This window comes from Spiribacter salinus M19-40, assembly GCF_000319575.2.
GTDB classification, from domain to species: domain Bacteria; phylum Pseudomonadota; class Gammaproteobacteria; order Nitrococcales; family Nitrococcaceae; genus Spiribacter; species Spiribacter salinus.
Map to the genome: position 1 here is coordinate 45080 of NC_021291.1, position 16607 is coordinate 61686.

Sequence of the window (16607 nt, forward strand, 5' to 3'; positions counted from 1 at the left end):
TCTCCTAGAATCGCACGGCCACACCGGCCATGTTGTAGCCCACACCCGAGCCCACCAGCGTCACCAGATCCCCTGGGCCAATCTGTTGGCGCTCGAGCAGGTGATCGAGGGCAATCGGCACGCAGGCCGAGCCGGTGTAGCCGTACTGGTCCATCAGTTTGGGCGCTTTGTCTTTTTTAATGCCCAACGCCGTGCAGGTTGTGTCGATGGTAGCGGCATTGACCTGGGTGAAGATAGCCGCCGCAATATCACTCGGCGCGAATTCGCCCTGTTGCGCGAGCCTTCGCACCACCTTTGGCCAGCCGTTTTCATTGATCTCGGGTGGATAGCGCTTGGACAAACGGACCTGGGTGCGCCCCGCTTCGACGGCAGCCTCGCTTGCGGGCTCGGCGGTGCCGCCCGCGGCGATGCCCCAGTGATCGGCGTAATGCCCATCGGCAATGAAAGCACTGGCACAAACGCCGCCGGTCGTGCCCCGCTCGAGCAGCGCCGCGCCGGCGCCGTCGCCATAAAAGAACACCATCGGATCAGTGGGATCCGCGAGGCGCTGCATGAGATAGGCGCCCACCACCAGCACCGAGCGAATCCCCGGGTTGGTGGCCATCAGCCCCGCCGCGGTGGCCATGGCACTGGGGAAGGCCGCGCACGCGCAGCTGATGTCAAACGTGCCAGCGCCGGTCGCGCCAAGCTTGGCCTGCAAGATCACGCTGGTGGCGGGGGTGATGTGATCTGGCGTATCCGTGCCCAGCAAAATCAGGTCGAGCTCGGCGGCCCGCCGGCCAGCCCGAGCCAGCGCCTGGCGGGCGGCTTCGAGAGCCAGATCCGAGGTGGTTTGCTCGGGATGCGCCCAGTAGCGCTGGAGAATGCCGGAGTTGGCCTCGAAGCGGTCGATCACATCCGCACGCTCATGGCCCGCGAACTGCTGTCGCAGCTCGTCGTTGGTCACAAGGCGCTCCGGTAGGTAGCGCCCGGTGGCAACGACGTTGGCAGCGACGGTCATGGCGATTCAGCGTTTCTTTTTGGGGATATAAAGGTCCGTTAATGTGCCGGCGGCGGCCTCAGCAGCCATGCCCACGGTCTCCGAGATGGTCGGGTGTGGGTGAATGGTCAGGCCGATGTCGTGCATATCGGCGCCCATCTCAATGGCCAGCCCCACTTCGGCGATCAAGTCGCCGGCGTTGGGCCCGACGATACCCGCGCCGATGACGCGTTCGGTATTTCGCTCGAAAATCAGTTTGGTGATGCCCTCGTCACGCCCGAGCGACAGCGACCGGCCATTGGCGGCCCAGGGGAAATTGCCGATGTCCACGTCCATCCCCTCGGCCTTCGCCTGCTCCTGCGTCACGCCCACCCAGGCGACCTCGGGGTCGGTGTAGGCCACCGAGGGAATCACGCGGGCATCAAAGGCACTCTTCTCGCCGGCGGCGACCTCGGCGGCGACTTTGCCCTCGTGAACGGCCTTGTGTGCCAGCATGGGTTGGCCGATCAGATCGCCGATGGCAAAGAGATGCGGCACCGCCGTGCGCATCTGCTCGTCGGCCTCGATACAGCCGTTGTCTTGCAGTTTGACGCCGGTCGCCTCGATATTCAGCCCATCGGTGTTGGGCCGACGGCCCACCGACACGAGGACCCGGTCAAAGCGATCCTCGGCCGGCGCCTTGTCGCCTTCGAGTTTGACGGTGACGCCGTCGTCGTCCGCCTCGAGCCCGGCCACCTTGGTATTCAGGAAGATGTTGGCATAGCGCTTGTCGATGATCTTGCGGAACGGCTTGACGATGTCCGGATCGGCGCCGGCCATCAGCCGGTCGGCCAGTTCGACCACGGTAATCTCGCTGCCGAGCGCGTGGTACACCGACGCCATTTCCAGTCCGATGATGCCGCCGCCCACCACCAGCATGCGCTTCGGGACTTCCTCGAGCTTCAGGGCATCGGTGGAGTCCATGATGCGCGGGTGGTCCAGGTCGAAGCCCGGTGGCGCGATTGGCCGGGAGCCCGCGGCAATGATGCCGTTTTTAAAGCTGATCGTGCGCTCGCCATCCGCCGTTGCCACGCGCACATGGTGGTCATCGACGAACTGTGCGGCGCCGGTGACCACCTCCACCTGGCGTTGCTTGGCCAGGCCGACGAGCCCGCCGGTGAGCTTGCCGACCACGCTGGATTTCCATGACTCGAGCTTCTCGAGGTTGATCTCCGGCTTGCCGAACTGAATGCCGTGATCAGCGAAGAACTCGGCCTCATCGATCACCTTGGCGGCATGCAGCAGGGCCTTGGAGGGGATGCAGCCGACGTTAAGGCAAACACCACCCAGGCTGGCATACCGCTCGATCAGGATGGTGCGCAGCCCAAGGTCAGCGGCCCGGAAGGCGGCACTGTATCCGCCGGGTCCGGCGCCGATTACCAGCACGTCGCAGTCCGTTTCCGCAGGCGCCGCGCTGGCGGCAGGCTGGGTCGCCGGCTCACTCGGCGTCGAGGCGGTCTCGGGTTCCGGCGTGCTCTCAGCGGGCGCCGCCTCGGCCGCGGTTTCCGCCGCCGCTTCAGCGGGTTGGGCGGTACCGATGACATCGCCCTCGGCCACCTTGTCACCGACGCTGACGCTGATCGACTCGATGGTGCCGTCGAACGGGGCCGGCACCTCCATGGTGGCCTTGTCGCTCTCCAGCGTGATCAGCGAGGCCTCAGCCTCGATCGGATCTCCGGGGCTGACCAGGACCTCAATGATTTCGACGGCGTCAAAGTCGCCAATATCGGGGACGCGGATTTCCTTGGCTTCTGACATGGGGCGCAGTCCTTGAGGCGTTAGAGAATGAGCCGGCGCAGATCGCCGAGCACACCGGCCAGATAGGCGGTGAAGCGGGCGGCAGACGCACCGTCGATCACGCGATGATCGTAAGACAGGCTGAGCGGCAGCATCAGGCGAGGCGCGAACTCGCTGCCATTCCATACCGGTTTCATGGCTGACTTCGACACACCGAGGATCGCGACCTCTGGGGCGTTCACGATCGGGGTGAAGGCGGTGCCGCCAATGCCACCCAGACTTGAGACACTGAACGTTCCGCCCTGCATGTCACCGGGCCCGAGTTTGCCATCGCGGGCCTTGACCGATAGGTCACCCAGATCGGCGGCAATCGCATGCACCCCTTTCTGGTCCGCATCCTTGATCACGGGCACCACCAGGCCCTGGGGGGTGTCCACAGCGACGCCGATATTGACGTAGTGCTTGCGAATGAGCGCGGCGCCATCGCTGCGCAGGGAGCTGTTGAAATCCGGGAATTCCGTCAGTGCCCGGGCGGATGCCTTGACCAGAAACGCGAGTGGCGTGAGCTTGACCCCGGCCTTCTCGGCGGCGGCCTTCTCGGCCTTGCGGAAGGCCTCCAGTTCCGTGATGTCCGCCTCATCGAACTGCGTGACATGCGGGATATTGAGCCAGCTGCGATGCAGATGCGGGCCGGATAGCCGCTTGATGCGGGGCAAATCGACTTCTTCGACTTCGCCGAAGCGGCTGAAGTCGACCTCGGGAATTGGTGGAATGCCGGATCCGCCAGCCGGGGCACCGGCGGCCGGGGCCGCTGCCGCGCCGCCTTCCATGACGGACTTCACAAAGGCCTGCACGTCCTCGTGCGTGATACGGCCTTTGTGGCCACTGCCGGTGACCTGATCCAGCGGCACCCCCAGTTCCCGGGCAAACCGCCGCACGGACGGGCCGGCATGGGCCAGGCGCTGCGTCTCGGCATGAACGGGCTGCTCGGTTGCGGCGGGCGCCGCCGGCTCGGGCGCAGGGGCCGCCTTGGGGGCTTCAGCCGGGGCCGGCGAGGCCGACGGCGCGGGTTCCTCCGCCGCCGGTGCCGTCTCGCCAGCGGGTTCCTCGGAGTCGGCAGCCGGTGCCGCCGAGTCGTCGCTGCCCGCCGCGCCGTCTTCGGCCACCTCGGCCTTGGCCACGGCCGTGCCCTCGGCGACCTTGTCCCCGGGCTTGATCATCACCTCGGTGATCTTGCCGGCAAATGGCGCTGGCACCTCCATGGTGGCCTTGTCGCTTTCCAGTGTGATCAGCGAGTCTTCGGCCTCAACGGTGTCGCCAACACTGACGAGCACCTCAATGACATCCACGGCATCGAAGTCGCCGATGTCGGGGACGGTGATTTCCTTGACGTCTGCCACGCAAATTCCTCCTGCGCCCGAGGCCCTAGACCGTGATCGGATTCGGGGCGTCTGGATCGATGTTGTACTGCTTGATCGCCTTGCTGACCTGGTCAGCCTGGATGGTGCCTTCGTCGGCGAGGGCCTTCAGCGCGGCGACCGTGACGTAATAGCGATCCACTTCGAAGAAGCGGCGCAGGTTCTCCCGGGTGTCAGAACGCCCGTAGCCGTCGGTGCCGAGCACCACGAATCGCCGGTCGAGATAGGGCCGGATCTGGTCGGCGAAGGCCCGCATGTAGTCGGTGGAGGCAATGACAGGCCCATCGTGCTTCTCGAGGCACTCCCGCACATAGGCTGTGCGCGGCTTGGCTTCGGGGTGCAGCAGGTTGTGGCGCTCGCAGTCGATGCCATCCCGCCGCAACTCAGTGAAGGAGGGGCAGCTCCAGACATCGCTGTCGATGCCCCAGTCCGCCTTGAGCAAGTCGGCTGCGGCGAGCACCTCCATCAAAATGGTGCCCGAGCCCATCAGCTGGACGCGTTTCTTGCCGCGGCCACCCTTTTGCAGCAGGTACATGCCCCGGCGGATCCCGTCCTCGGCACCCTTGGGCATGGCCGGCTGGTGGTAGTTCTCGTTCATCATCGTGATGTAGTAGAAGACCGACTCCTGGTCCCGGTACATCCGCTTCATGCCGTCCTGGATGATCACGGCCATCTCATAGGCGAAAGTCGGGTCATAGGACACGCAGTTTGGAATGGCCGCGGTCATCAGGTGGCTGTGGCCGTCCTCATGCTGCAGGCCTTCGCCGTTCAGGGTCGTGCGCCCGGCGGTGCCACCCATCAGGAAGCCCTTGGCCTGCATGTCGCCAGCGGCCCACCACAAATCGCCGGTGCGCTGATAGCCAAACATCGAGTAGTAAGCGAAGAACGGGATCATTTCCACGCCGTGGTTGGCGTAGGCCGTCGCTGCGGCGATCCAGCTCGACATGGCGCCCGCTTCGTTGATGCCCTCCTGCAGGATCTGGCCTTTCTGATCCTCGCGGTAGTACATCAGCTGATCGGCATCCTGCGGCTCATAGAGCTGACCCCGCGGGGCGTAAATCCCGATCTGCCGGAACAGGCCTTCCATGCCGAACGTGCGGGCCTCGTCCGGCACGATGGGGACCAGACGCGAGGCGAGGCCCTTGTCCCGAGCGATAATCGAGAGCGCGCGCACGAACGCCATAGTGGTGGACATCTCCCGCTCGCCGCTGTCCTTGAGCAAGACATCAAAGGCGTCCAGGTCAGGCACTTCCAGCGGCTCGGAGATCACCTCGCGCTTGGGCAAATGCCCGCCAAGCGCCTCGCGGCGCTCACGAAGGTACTGGATCTCGGGTGAATCCTCGGCGGGTTTGTAGAACGGCGCATCCGCTACCTGCTCGTCGGGCACCGGAATGTGGAAACGATCCCGGAATTCCTTGAGCGCGGTTTCCGCCATCTTCTTTTGCTGGTGGGTGATGTTCTGGCCTTCGCCAGCCTCGCCCATGCCGTAGCCTTTGACGGTTTTGGCAAGGATAACGGTGGGCTGGCCTTCGTGTTCCGTCGCCGCCCGATAGGCGTTATAGACCTTGGCCGAGTCGTGGCCACCGCGGTTGAGCCCCCAGATGTCCTCGTCGGACATGTTGGCCACCATGGCCTTGAGCTCGGGGTACTTCCCGAAAAAATGTTCGCGGGTGTAGGCGCCACCCTTGGCCTTGAAGTTCTGGTACTCGCCGTCGACGGCCTCTTCCATGCGCTGGCGCAGCAGGCCGTGGGTGTCCTTGGCCAGCAATGGATCCCAGCGCGATCCCCAAATGACCTTGAGCACGTTCCAGCCGGCACCCCGGAACTCCCCTTCGAGCTCCTGGATGATCTTGCCGTTACCGCGGACCGGGCCATCGAGGCGCTGCAGGTTGCAGTTGACCACGAAAATCAGGTTGTCGAGGCCCTCTCGGGCGGCCACGCCAATGGCACCCAGGCTCTCGGGCTCATCCATTTCGCCGTCACCACAGAACACCCAGACCTTGCGGTTGGACGTATCGACGATGCCGCGGTTGTGGAGGTACTTGAGAAAGCGCGCCTGGTACACGCCCATGATCGGGCCAAGGCCCATGGAGACCGTCGGTAGCTGCCAGAAGTCCGGCATGAGCCAGGGGTGCGGGTACGACGACAGCGGTTTACCGGATTTGGCGAGATCCGCGCGGAAATTGTGCAGATCTTCCTCGGTCAGACGGCCCTCGAGAAAGGCGCGGGCATAGATACCAGGTGCCGAGTGGCCCTGTATGAACACCAGGTCGCCGCCGTGATCCTCGGTGGGGGCATGCCAGAAATGATTGAAGCCGACCTCGTAGAGCGTGGCGGAGGAGGCGAATGAGGCGATATGTCCGCCGATGCCATCGCGGTCACGGTTGGCCTGGACCACCATGGCCATGGCGTTCCAGCGGATGATGGAGCGAATGCGCGACTCCAGGGCGCGGTCGCCCGGGTGCGGCGCTTCGTGTTGCGTTGGAATCGTGTTCTGGTAGGCCGTGGTCGCCTTGAAGGGGAGCTGGCCGCCGCTGCGCCTCGCCTTGTCCACGAGCTGCTCGAGCAGGAACTGCGCCCGCTCCGGTCCCTCGTATTCGAGAACGGATTCGATGGCCTCGAGCCACTCCTGAGTCTCCTGCGGATCGGGATCGCCGGGGATCGGCATGGGCTTCATTCTTGCTGCCATCGCTCACCTCCTGGATGTCTATCCTGCCCTCAGCCTAGCGTTGCCTGATCCTGATGACCAGCCGGGTGAGGCCTGTAGGTTATTGTTGCGCTGCGGAAAAATTCAGTTAGCAGAACACCTGAGGGGCGACACGCTAACCCAGTGACGGATCGGTGTCGCCCCGTTATTTGAGAAATTGCGGCACAAATAATGTGACGGTGTCGTTACCGGCGCTTATTCGCGATTCAGAGCCACTGCCGTGGGACCAGGTAATCCGGCACGAGTCGGGCCTCCGGGCTATCGGGCGCGGGCTGGTAGCCGTACTCCCAGCGGGCAAGCGGTGGCATGGACATGAGGATGGACTCGGTTCGACCGCCTGACTGGATGCCGAATTTCGTGCCACGGTCATGCAGCAGGTTGAACTCGACATAGCGCCCGCGCCGGTACAGCTGAAATTGCCGCTCGCGATCGCCCCAGGGCGTCGCCCGCCGTGCCTCGACGATCGGTGCGTAGGCCGGCAGGTAGGCGTCTCCCACCGAGCGCATAAGGGCGAATGCCGTGTCGAACCCGCCGCGGTCATAGTCATCGAAAAAGAGCCCGCCGATGCCACGGGCCTCCGCGCGATGGGGCAGGTAGAAGTACTCGTCACACCAGTGCTTGAAGCGCGGATAGAGATCCTCACCAAACGGCGCTACAGCGTCATGGGCCGCTTGGTGCCAATGCCGGCAGTCAGCCTCGAACGGGTAGAACGGCGTGAGATCGAAGCCGCCGCCAAACCACCAAATCGGTTCGGCATCGTCGGTTTCGGCGATAAAAAACCGGACGTTGGCGTGCGAGGTCGGGACATAGGGGTTGCGGGGGTGGACGACCAGTGAGACGCCGAGTGCCTGAAAACTTCGGCCCGCCAGCTCAGGCCGCCGATCCGTGGCAGTCGCCGGCAGGTTTGCGCCATGCACATGGGAGAAGTTGACGCCCGCCTGCTCAAAGACGTTGCCCTCGGCCAGCACGCGGCTGCGTCCGCCGCCGCCCGCTGGGCGTGTCCAGCCATCTTCACTGAACGTGGCGCCATCAAGCCCCGCCAGGCCATCGCAGATCCGATCCTGCAGATCCAGGAGGTAGGCATGAACGGCATGGGTGTCGACAGTGGTCATACCGGGTGCACCAAAGCTGGACAGGTCGTGGGGTGAGACGGCATTTTGATGATCTGTTGGCAGCACATGGATTGCGCTCCCTAGTGTGCGGTGAATGATCCGCCTCGCCAAGTTGTGATCAGGAGACGGGAATGCCCGAGCGCGTCGATAGCGCGGAAATTGCCCTCGACAAACTGCTCGAGGAGACCGACTCGCCAGACGCCGGCGCGCTGGTGGTCTTTGGCGGCACCGTTCGGCAGCATCACGATGGCAAGGCGGTCACTGCTATCGAGTACTCGGCGTACGCGCCATTGGCAGAGAAGGCCCTGGCTGAGGTAGAGGCTGAGGCCATGGCACGTTTTGACATCCTCTCCTGCGTGATTCGCCACCGCACCGGCAAGCTCGAGGTCGGCGAGCTGAGCGTGGTGGTCGTGGTGCGCGCCGCCCATCGGGCCGACGCCTTCGAGGCCGGGCGGTTCGCGATCGATACCCTGAAAAAGACCGCGCCGGTATGGAAGCGCGAGGGCTACAGCGATGGCACGGCAGTGTATTTGCAGGGCGAGACCCTGCCCGGCGCGGGAGAATAGGATATGCCGGGCGTTGTCACCGACCAGATGGATCGACCGCTCCGGGATCTGCGTATTTCCCTGACCGACCGCTGTAACTTTCGCTGTGGCTACTGCATGCCGAAGGCGCTGTTCGGGGCGAATCATGCCTTCATGCCCCGCGCGGCGCTGCTGACGTTTGAGGAGATCGCGCGCATCGCTGGCGTGTTTACAGCGCTCGGCGTACGCAAGCTACGCCTGACCGGCGGTGAGCCGCTCATTCGGCGCGATATCGATGTGCTGGTGGGCATGCTGGCGCGGGTGCCGGACATTGAGGACATCAGCCTGACCACCAATGCCTCGCTGCTGACCCTCGATAAGGCCCGGGCCCTGAAGCAGGCCGGGCTCAATCGCATCACCGTGAGTCTGGATGGCATGGATGATGCGACCTTTCAGGCAATGAACGACGTCGGCTTTCCGGTGGCCAAGGTGCTTGAGGGCATTGATAACGCGGAGCAGGCCGGGCTGGCCCCGATCAAGATCAACATGGTGGTCCAACGTGGGGTGAACGACCACGACATCGTCGCGATGGCCGAGCACTTTCGGGGCACACCGCACATCGTGCGCTTTATCGAGTACATGGACGTTGGCAACAGCAATGGCTGGCGCCTTGATGAGGTCGTGCCATCCCGGGAAGTGGTCGAGCGGATTAGCGCCCATTGGCCCATCGAGCCCGCCGCGCCGAATTATCGTGGCGAGGTGGCGGCGCGCTATCGCTACACCGATGGCGGGGGTGAGATCGGCATGATCAGTTCGGTGACTCAGCCGTTTTGTGGGGATTGCAGCCGCGCCCGGTTATCGGCCGAGGGCAAGCTGTTTACGTGTCTGTTTGCGAGTGCCGGCCACGAGGTACGGGATCGCATGCGCGCCGGGGACAGCGACGCCGCGCTGTACGACTACCTGGCCGGGATCTGGACCCGCCGTGCCGATCGCTACTCCGAGTTGCGCACCCACGAGACCAAGCCGATCGACACGCGCAAGATCGAGATGTCCTACATCGGCGGGTGACCGGCCCGCCGAGGCAAGCGCCTAGCGGATGGGGCGGCCAAAGGGCTCAACACTTACCCAGTCGCCTGGCTCAACGTCGCCCTGATCCGCTGGCAGCACGATGAAGCAGTTCGCCGCACTCATTGATCGGAGCATGCCCGAGCCCTGCCGGCCGACGCTCTCGACCTGCATCGACCCGTCCGCATCCGTGACGATGCGCCCACGCTGAAACTCCTGGCGACCGGGCTTTTTACGCAGCGGGGTTCGACAGACCATCTGAAAACGCGGTGCCGGCTCGGCCTGCTCGCCACTCAAGTGACGCAGGGCGGGCGTGACCACCTGGGTGAAAGTGGCCATCACGGACACGGGATTACCCGGTAGGCCGAAATACCAGGCCTGGTCGTAGCGCCCGAAGGTGAGCGGCCGGCCCGGTTTCATGGCAATACTCCAGAAATGGGCCTCGCCGTGACGTTGCAGAATCTCGCCCATGTAATCGGCCTCGCCAACCGACACCCCACCGGAGGTCAAAATGACATCTGCCTGGCTTGCTGCCTCCGCAAGCGCGGCTTGCAAGGCGGTCGGATCATCCGGGACCACGCCGCCATCCAGCATATCGACGCCCAAGTGCTGGAGCATGCCGTAGAGGGTATAGCGGTTGCTGTCGTAAATTTCACCGGGCCCCAGGGGCTGGCCGAGACCGCGCAGCTCATCACCCGTGGAGAAAAACGCCACACGCAGTGGGCGCAGCACCGCGACCTCAGCGCGCCCCATGGAGGCAATGACCCCCAGATCAGCGGCGGTTAGTCGCCGGCCGGCCTCCAGGACGACGGCGCCCGCTTCCAGGTCTTCTCCGGCCCGGCGGATGTTCTCACCCGGCGCTGGCCAGTGCGTGACCTGAATGTCCGTGTCCGTCGCCTCGACATGCTCCTGCATGACCACGGCCTCGGTGCCGGCTGGGACAACGCCGCCCGTCATGATGCGCACGCACTCCCCGGGCGCGAGATAGCCGGTATAAGGGTGCCCGGCGAATGCCGAGCCAACACAGACGAGCGTGGCCTCTCGCGGCGACCCGTTAGAGATGGCGTACCCGTCCATGGCGGCGTTGTCGTGTGCCGGCACGGGTTCGCTGGCAGTGATCGGCTCGGCGAGGACGCGATCAAGCGCGCTGCGCAGCGCCAGCTGCTGGCGACCGGTGATGGGCTCGAGTGCCGCCATCACCCGCGCCAATGCCTCGGCCAAAGGAAGCGATGGGCTGTCGTGGCCGCATTCAGGTGGGGTAACGGCATCGGTCATGGCGGCGAGTTGCTCGGGTGTGTTGACGTTCACGAACAGATCCTGGCGGTCTGACAGGTCGGCTGTCCGGGTATCCAGCGTGGCATACCACTGGTCGATCTTGCGGCCGCCGTCAGCCAGAAAGGCCTCGAGGCTCGGCAAACAGCGGCGGCGCAGCAGGGCATGCACAGGCTGGAGGCGCTCGCCGTCATGGGCAACCGCGACATCGCCATCACCAAGCGCAGCCTGCAGGCGCTCAGCCAGATCCGCGGGGACGCGCGGGCCGTCACAGGGCAGCGTGAGCAAACACTCGGCTGGACACCAGGCCAGTCCAGCGGCCATCCCGGCGAGCGGACCGGGATAGTCGGCCAGCTGATCTTGCAGCACGCGCAGGCCGAGCGCGGCGTAGGCATCCAGGCTACGGTTGGCGTTGATCGCCAGTGCGTCCACCTGGGGGCGAACGGCATCGATCACATGGGCAATCATCGGCCGGCCGGCGAGCGGGATGAGGCCTTTATCCCGGCCATCCATTCGGGTGGCGCGGCCGCCGGCCAGGATGATGGCAGCCAGTGCATCGGTCATCGGCCTAGCCGCCCGCCACCGAGGGCACAATCGTCATACGCCGGTAGCCGGCAAGCGGTGTCTCGAGGCCGGCAAGGGCGCGCACATCATCCTCATCCAGGAAGATATTCACGTGCTCGCGCAGGGCGCCGCCTCGCGTCAGGATACGCTGACCAACCGCCAGATGACGGGCCTGGAGCGCTGCCAGCGCATCGCCGACCGACGTCCCGTCCAGCGCCATCACGGCAGCGCCATCGGCCAGCGGTTGCAGTGCGGCCGGCAGTTCCACTTGAATCGTGCTCATAACCGATTAGTCTGCCGCGTTCCGGGCTGACTCGACAACGTCAACCAGCGGCTCGGATGCCGTCATGGCGCTCAGCACTACGCGGGCGGGTGGGCACGCGCCTGCCATGGCCTGCCGCGCCGCCTGCCGGGCGAGCGTGCGCTGCGCATCACCGTCGACCTGATTGATCAGCCCGATCAGTGTGGCCTGGCCGATGTGTTGCGCGGCGCCTGCCGGGTCGCTGAGGAGGTGACCGACGTGCTCGGCACACACGGTGTCACCTGGAGTCAGGCCCAGTAGCTGCGTGAGTTCCGGCACGCGATGCGCAATGCGCTCGTTGAGGGGTTGGCCGATCACGGCCGCCGACACCACAAAAATGACGGTCCGGGTGCCGGGCACGATCAGTGGCTCATTGCTTCGCGGTGCCTTGATGCCGCGCATGCGCGCACCATCCGCTTTCACCAGGGTCACCTCAAAGCCGGCAGCCTCATGAATATGCGCCACGCGGGCGGGCGGCAGACCAGCGCAGCGGCCGGACTTTTCGCTTGGACACGCAAAGCCAACCCGGCGATGGGTGGCCGCGGCGCGGGGTACCGTCTGGACGAGCGCGGCGGCGTCGTCAAACAGCCGAGTGTCGAGATAACGCGATGGCGGTGGCTTGGTCATGGCGGTCGCGGTCAGCCCGACTCGGCCTGGATGGGTGTCCAGTACGCGGTACAACGTGGATTTCTTGCCACCGGCACCGACGGCACAAACGATACCGGCGCGGGCGCCCAGGGCATCGATCAAGGCATCGCTCATCGGTCGGTCCGCTCCATCACCGTGGCCCGCACACACAGGATGCCGGGCAGGTAGCCGGCCAGGGACGTCCAATGATCGCCGCCATCCGCGCTCGCGAACAAATGCCCGCTGGTGGTGCCCAGGTAAAGGCCAAGCGGGTCAAGGCCGTCACTCTCGAGGCCATCGCGGAATACGGTGACGAACACGTTTTCTTGCGGCAGCCCGTTGGTCAGCGCCTCCCAGTGCGCGCCGGCATCGCGGCTTCGATAGACCCGCAAGCGGCCATCGACGGTGGCGCGGAACTGGCTACTGTCCTCTGGCACGCAGACAATCACATCGGGGTCGTGTGGATCAGTTGCCAGGGCGTAGCCAAAGTCGCTGGGCAGACCCGCGCTGATCTCGTGCCAGTGCTCACCTCCATCGTCGCTCATGTACAGGCCGTGATGGCTTTGCTGATAGCAACGTCCGGCGCGTGCCGGATGAACGAGCAGGCGGTGGACGCAATGACCGCAGTGGGGTTGGGCGCCAGCGAGGTACGGGGCGCGGATGCCTTGATTCAAGGCTCGCCAGGTGACACCGGTATCGTCCGAGCGATAAACGCCGCCCGCAGACAGGGCGGCGTAGCATCGTTGCGGGTTCTGGGGATCGACCTGGACCGAGTGCACGGCCAGGCCGCCTTTGGCCGGCGACCAGTGGATGCGGTCCGGGTGGGCGTTAAAGCCTGACAGGGGCCGCCAGGCGCGGCCGCCATCGTCGCTGATAAACAGCCCCGGTGGCTCGATACCGGCCAGCAGGCGGCCGGGCTGATCGGCGGGTCCCGGCGCAAGGCTCCAGATCATTTGCAGGCTATCGGGGCCATCATCGGCACCGTGCCGCGGGACCTCGTCCAGCGGCGTCCAGGTTTTGCCCGCGTCGCTCGTTTCGTAGAGGTGCACGCCCCACACCGGGTGGTGGGCCGCTGCCCAACCTCGGGTTGGCTGACGGGGGTCCAGCAGAGCCGACTGGATTTCATAGCCGGGCATGTGCGGCCCGTCGATCGCCCAATGGGTTCGATGCGCGTCGCTGCGGGCAATGAACAGCCCCTTGCGAGTGCCGATGAGAACGGCCACATGGGGCGTAGAGGGGCTGCGCTGGGTCATCTGGTGCGCTGGCGCCGTTTAGGGGCCTGCCGCCGGGCGAAGGATCCGTCCGGTGCCGGCCTCTCTGATTTCGGAGGGCCCGCGCTGCCCGCCAAGTGGCCCGGGGAGCTGCCAGTCCAGGCGGCGACCAAAGTGCCGCTGGACTTGCCATGGCCGTCGACAGGCGGGCCGACCACTGGCGTTCGCACTGGTGGATACCAGCGCCATACCGGCCGCGGTGCAGAGTTCGATGACGGGGCGATGGGCCGTGACGCGCACGGCAATCGTATCCCGCCCACCGGTCAGCAGCGCGGGCAGCGTCGGTGCGGCGGGCATGACCCAGGTCACTGGTCCGGGCCAGCTCGCCAGGATTGCCGATCGAGCCGCGGGGTCATTGGGCCACTCAACCAGTCCCTCGAGCTGACCCGGATGGGCGGCGATAACGATCAGGCCTTTTTCGGTGCCGCGCCCTTTCAGTGCAATCAATCGGGCCAGAGCGTCTTCGTTGAGGGGGTCGCAGCCGAGCCCGTAAACGCCTTCGGTGGGATACGCGCCAAGACCGCCGGCGAGAACTTGATCGCGGATGCGACGCAGTCGCGGCGATGGCCCGGCCATGCTCAGCTGCCGGATGATCGCTTGCGGCCGCCTTTGCCCGAGGCGGAGCTGCCCGACGTGGTCTTGCGCTTGCTGCCGCCGCGGCCCTTCGGCTCCGGGGCCTCATCGATGAGCGACTGGCACTCATCCCGGGTTAGCGACTCCGCCTCACGGTCCTTCGGGACGCGTGCCCGTTTGCGCCCATCGGTGATGTACGGCCCGAAGCGCCCTTTCATGACCGTCAGTGCACCGTCATCAAATGTCTGAATCGTGCGCTTGGCGATGTTCTCTTTTTTCTCTTCGACACGCTGCAAGGCGGTTTCGCGGTCGATGGAATAGGGGTCATCGTCTTTTTTGAGCGAGGCGAACTGATCACCGAAGCGGACATAGGGGCCAAAGCGGCCGATGTTGACGCTGAGCGGCAGGCCATCGGGCGTGGTGCCGAGATCCCGCGGTAGCGTGAACAAGGCGAGTGCCTCATCCAGCGTAATGGTCTCGATGCTCTGACCCGGTCGCAGGCTCGCAAACTTCGGCTTTTCCTCGTCATCCCGGGTGCCGATCTGGGCGAACGGGCCATAGCGCCCGAGTCGCGCCGCCACGGGTCGCCCGCTTTTCGGGTCCGTGCCCAACTCGCGGGCTTTCATGACATCCGCGCGGGAGACTTGCTGTTTTTCTTCAACGCGTTCGTGGAAGGGCTCCCAGAATTCTCGCAGCAGCGGCACCCAGTCGCGCTCGCCGGCGGCCACCGAGTCGAGTCGGTCTTCCAGGCGCGCGGTGAATTCGTAATCGACGTAGCGATCGAAATGCTCGGTCAGGAATTTCGTAACGACCCGCCCGGTGTCGGTTGGCTTGAACCGACGGTTGTCCAGCTCGGCATAATTCCGCGCTTGGAGCGTGGAAATGATGGCCGCGTAAGTGGACGGCCGACCAATGCCGTACTCCTCAAGCGCGCGCACAAGACTGGCCTCGGAGTAGCGCGGCGGCGGCTCCGTGAAATGCTGTTCAGGACGCAGGGCGAGCAGCGGCACGCGGTCGCCTTCGGCGAGCGGTGGCAGGAGCTTGTCGTTGGCATCCGCCGTGCTGTCGTCCTGGCCCTCCTGATACACCGCCATAAAGCCCGGATCACGCACGGTGGAGCCGCTCGCGCGGAACAGCGCCACCTCACCGGCCGCGAGGTCTACGGACACCGTATCGATCGTGGCGTGAATCATCTGACAGGCCACCGTGCGCTTCCAGACCAGATCGTAGAGTCGGAACTGATCCTCGGAGAGGTAGCTTTTGATCTGCTCGGGACGCCGGCTCGGATCAGTCGGCCGGATGCCTTCGTGGGCCTCCTGGGCGTTTTTTGCGCGGGTCCGATACTGGTGTGGCTGGTCCGGTAGCTTCTCGTTGCCAAAGCGCTCCGCGATCACGGCGCGCAGCCCCTGAATGGACTCCTGCGAGAGGTTGACCGAGTCGGTTCGCATGTAAGTAATCAGGCCGACGGTGCCGTTACCGACATCCACACCCTCATACAGCTGCTGGGCGATGCGCATGGTCTGTTGTGCGGAAAAGCGCAGCTTGCGGGAGGCTTCCTGTTGCAGTGTCGAGGTAATGAACGGGGCCGAGGGGTTGCGACGGCGCTGCTTTTTCTCAACGCGCGTGACCGAAAGCTCACCCTGTCCCTGTTCGGACAGGGGCTCACCAAGGGGTGTATCGGCGCTGGCGCCAGCGGCGGTCAGGATGCGCCGCGTGGCCGATTCGGCCGTGTCGCCATTCGTAATGGTGAACTGCTCGACCTTCGCGCCCTCGAGCTGCTGGAGACGGCCCACAAAGGGCTGATTCTCCCGCGTGAGGTCGGCCTCCACGCTCCAGTATTCCTGGGGCACAAACGCCTCAATCTCCTGCTCACGCTCCACAATCATGCGCAAGGCCGGCGATTGCACGCGGCCGGCGGATAGCCCGCTCGTGATCTTGCGCCAGAGCAGCGGCGAGAGGTTGAAGCCGACGAGATAGTCCAGCGCCCGCCGGGCCTGCTGGGCATTCACGAGGTCACTCGACAGACCGCGGGGATGCTCAATGGCCTCCTGGATGGCGCTCTTGGTGATTTCGTAGAACACCACGCGATGGACGGGCTTATCGTCCAGTACGTTGCGCTCGCGCAGCAGCTCATGGAGGTGCCAGGAAATGGCCTCGCCCTCGCGATCGGGGTCTGTTGCCAGATATACCGCGTCGGCCTTGCGGGTGGCCTTGGCAATGGCGTCCACGTGTTTGGCGTTGCGCTCGACCACCGCGTAATGCATCTCGAAGTCATGGGCCGTGTCCACGGCCCCTTCTTTGGCGACGAGGTCTCGCACATGGCCGTAGGAGGCCATGACTTCGAAGTCACTGCCGAGGTACTTGTTGATGGTTTTCGCCTTGGCGGGCGACTCCACGATGACGAGCTTGCTGGCCATG

General features: G+C 65.0%; 13 protein-coding genes. 2 read left to right on the top strand and 11 right to left on the bottom strand.

Annotation, left to right across the window (positions count from 1 at the left end; translation table 11 throughout):
• Positions 1 to 4: 4 nt before the first annotated feature.
• From SPISAL_RS00195 to hemF, 5 genes are all read right to left on the bottom strand, one after another.
• A complete protein-coding gene (locus SPISAL_RS00195) occupies positions 5 to 1000 on the bottom strand; it encodes a 3-oxoacyl-ACP synthase III family protein (protein ID WP_016352448.1) in 996 nt (331 codons plus the stop codon).
• Positions 1001 to 1006: 6 nt separating this feature from the next.
• The gene (lpdA, locus tag SPISAL_RS00200; RefSeq protein ID WP_016352449.1) at positions 1007 to 2776 is read right to left on the bottom strand and encodes a dihydrolipoyl dehydrogenase; all 1770 of its coding nucleotides are present in this window, start codon (positions 2774 to 2776) and stop codon (positions 1007 to 1009) included.
• Positions 2777 to 2796: 20 nt separating this feature from the next.
• Positions 2797 to 4161, bottom strand: a complete 1365-nt coding sequence (gene aceF / locus SPISAL_RS00205) for a dihydrolipoyllysine-residue acetyltransferase (protein WP_390622285.1) — start codon at positions 4159 to 4161, stop codon at positions 2797 to 2799.
• Positions 4162 to 4180: 19 nt separating this feature from the next.
• Complete coding sequence (aceE, locus tag SPISAL_RS00210) at positions 4181 to 6850, bottom strand: pyruvate dehydrogenase (acetyl-transferring), homodimeric type (protein WP_016352451.1); 2670 nt, start codon at positions 6848 to 6850, stop codon at positions 4181 to 4183.
• A 236-nt stretch (positions 6851 to 7086) separates the two neighbouring features.
• Positions 7087 to 7992 (bottom strand): oxygen-dependent coproporphyrinogen oxidase, encoded by a 906-nt coding sequence (hemF, locus tag SPISAL_RS00215; protein ID WP_016352452.1) that lies wholly within the window; start codon positions 7990 to 7992, stop codon positions 7087 to 7089.
• 131 nt (positions 7993 to 8123) lie between these two features.
• Here hemF and SPISAL_RS00220 point away from each other — a divergent pair, with 131 nt between their 5' ends.
• Together SPISAL_RS00220 and moaA are read left to right on the top strand one after the other, a co-directional pair.
• Entirely contained in the window at positions 8124 to 8558 is a 435-nt protein-coding gene (locus SPISAL_RS00220) for a molybdenum cofactor biosynthesis protein MoaE (RefSeq protein ID WP_016352453.1), read from the top strand.
• A gap of 3 nt (positions 8559 to 8561) precedes the next feature.
• Positions 8562 to 9584, top strand: coding sequence for a GTP 3',8-cyclase MoaA (moaA, locus tag SPISAL_RS00225; RefSeq protein WP_016352454.1), 1023 nt, complete (start codon positions 8562 to 8564; stop codon positions 9582 to 9584).
• 21 nt (positions 9585 to 9605) lie between these two features.
• Here the strand turns inward: moaA and moeA are convergent, their stop codons facing one another.
• Genes moeA through SPISAL_RS00255 form a run of 6 tightly spaced genes read right to left on the bottom strand, consistent with a single transcriptional unit; the run spans position 9606 to position 16606 of the window.
• The gene (gene moeA / locus SPISAL_RS00230) at positions 9606 to 11417 is read right to left on the bottom strand and encodes a molybdopterin molybdotransferase MoeA (protein ID WP_016352455.1); all 1812 of its coding nucleotides are present in this window, start codon (positions 11415 to 11417) and stop codon (positions 9606 to 9608) included.
• Between the two features lie 4 nt (positions 11418 to 11421).
• A complete protein-coding gene (locus SPISAL_RS00235) occupies positions 11422 to 11700 on the bottom strand; it encodes a MoaD/ThiS family protein (protein WP_016352456.1) in 279 nt (92 codons plus the stop codon).
• Positions 11701 to 11706: 6 nt separating this feature from the next.
• On the bottom strand, positions 11707 to 12480 hold the full coding sequence (yqeC, locus tag SPISAL_RS00240) for a selenium cofactor biosynthesis protein YqeC (protein ID WP_016352457.1): 774 nt from the start codon (positions 12478 to 12480) through the stop codon (positions 11707 to 11709).
• On the bottom strand, positions 12477 to 13598 hold the full coding sequence (locus tag SPISAL_RS00245; RefSeq protein WP_016352458.1) for a WD40/YVTN/BNR-like repeat-containing protein: 1122 nt from the start codon (positions 13596 to 13598) through the stop codon (positions 12477 to 12479). Before SPISAL_RS00245 ends, yqeC begins: the two co-directional genes overlap by 4 nt.
• A gap of 18 nt (positions 13599 to 13616) precedes the next feature.
• Positions 13617 to 14192: an L-threonylcarbamoyladenylate synthase type 1 TsaC gene (gene tsaC, locus SPISAL_RS00250; RefSeq protein WP_016352459.1), complete on the bottom strand. Its 576-nt coding sequence runs from the start codon at positions 14190 to 14192 to the stop codon at positions 13617 to 13619.
• A 2-nt stretch (positions 14193 to 14194) separates the two neighbouring features.
• Positions 14195 to 16606 carry a DNA topoisomerase I gene (locus SPISAL_RS00255; protein ID WP_016352460.1) on the bottom strand — a complete coding sequence of 804 codons (2412 nt, stop codon included), beginning with the start codon at positions 16604 to 16606 and terminating at the stop codon, positions 14195 to 14197.
• Between the last annotated feature and the right edge of the window lies 1 nt (position 16607).

Coding starts and splice junctions, on each gene's coding strand:
- SPISAL_RS00245 (WP_016352458.1), bottom strand. CDS start 13,598: ATGACCCAGCGCAGCCCCTCTACGCCCCATGTGGCCGTTCTCATCGGC.
- SPISAL_RS00195 (WP_016352448.1), bottom strand. CDS start 1,000: ATGACCGTCGCTGCCAACGTCGTTGCCACCGGGCGCTACCTACCGGAG.
- SPISAL_RS00235 (WP_016352456.1), bottom strand. CDS start 11,700: ATGAGCACGATTCAAGTGGAACTGCCGGCCGCACTGCAACCGCTGGCC.
- tsaC (WP_016352459.1), bottom strand. CDS start 14,192: ATGGCCGGGCCATCGCCGCGACTGCGTCGCATCCGCGATCAAGTTCTC.
- moaA (WP_016352454.1), top strand. CDS start 8,562: ATGCCGGGCGTTGTCACCGACCAGATGGATCGACCGCTCCGGGATCTG.
- lpdA (WP_016352449.1), bottom strand. CDS start 2,776: ATGTCAGAAGCCAAGGAAATCCGCGTCCCCGATATTGGCGACTTTGAC.
- SPISAL_RS00220 (WP_016352453.1), top strand. CDS start 8,124: ATGCCCGAGCGCGTCGATAGCGCGGAAATTGCCCTCGACAAACTGCTC.
- hemF (WP_016352452.1), bottom strand. CDS start 7,992: ATGACCACTGTCGACACCCATGCCGTTCATGCCTACCTCCTGGATCTG.
- yqeC (WP_016352457.1), bottom strand. CDS start 12,480: ATGAGCGATGCCTTGATCGATGCCCTGGGCGCCCGCGCCGGTATCGTT.
- aceE (WP_016352451.1), bottom strand. CDS start 6,850: ATGAAGCCCATGCCGATCCCCGGCGATCCCGATCCGCAGGAGACTCAG.
- SPISAL_RS00255 (WP_016352460.1), bottom strand. CDS start 16,606: ATGGCCAGCAAGCTCGTCATCGTGGAGTCGCCCGCCAAGGCGAAAACC.
- moeA (WP_016352455.1), bottom strand. CDS start 11,417: ATGACCGATGCACTGGCTGCCATCATCCTGGCCGGCGGCCGCGCCACC.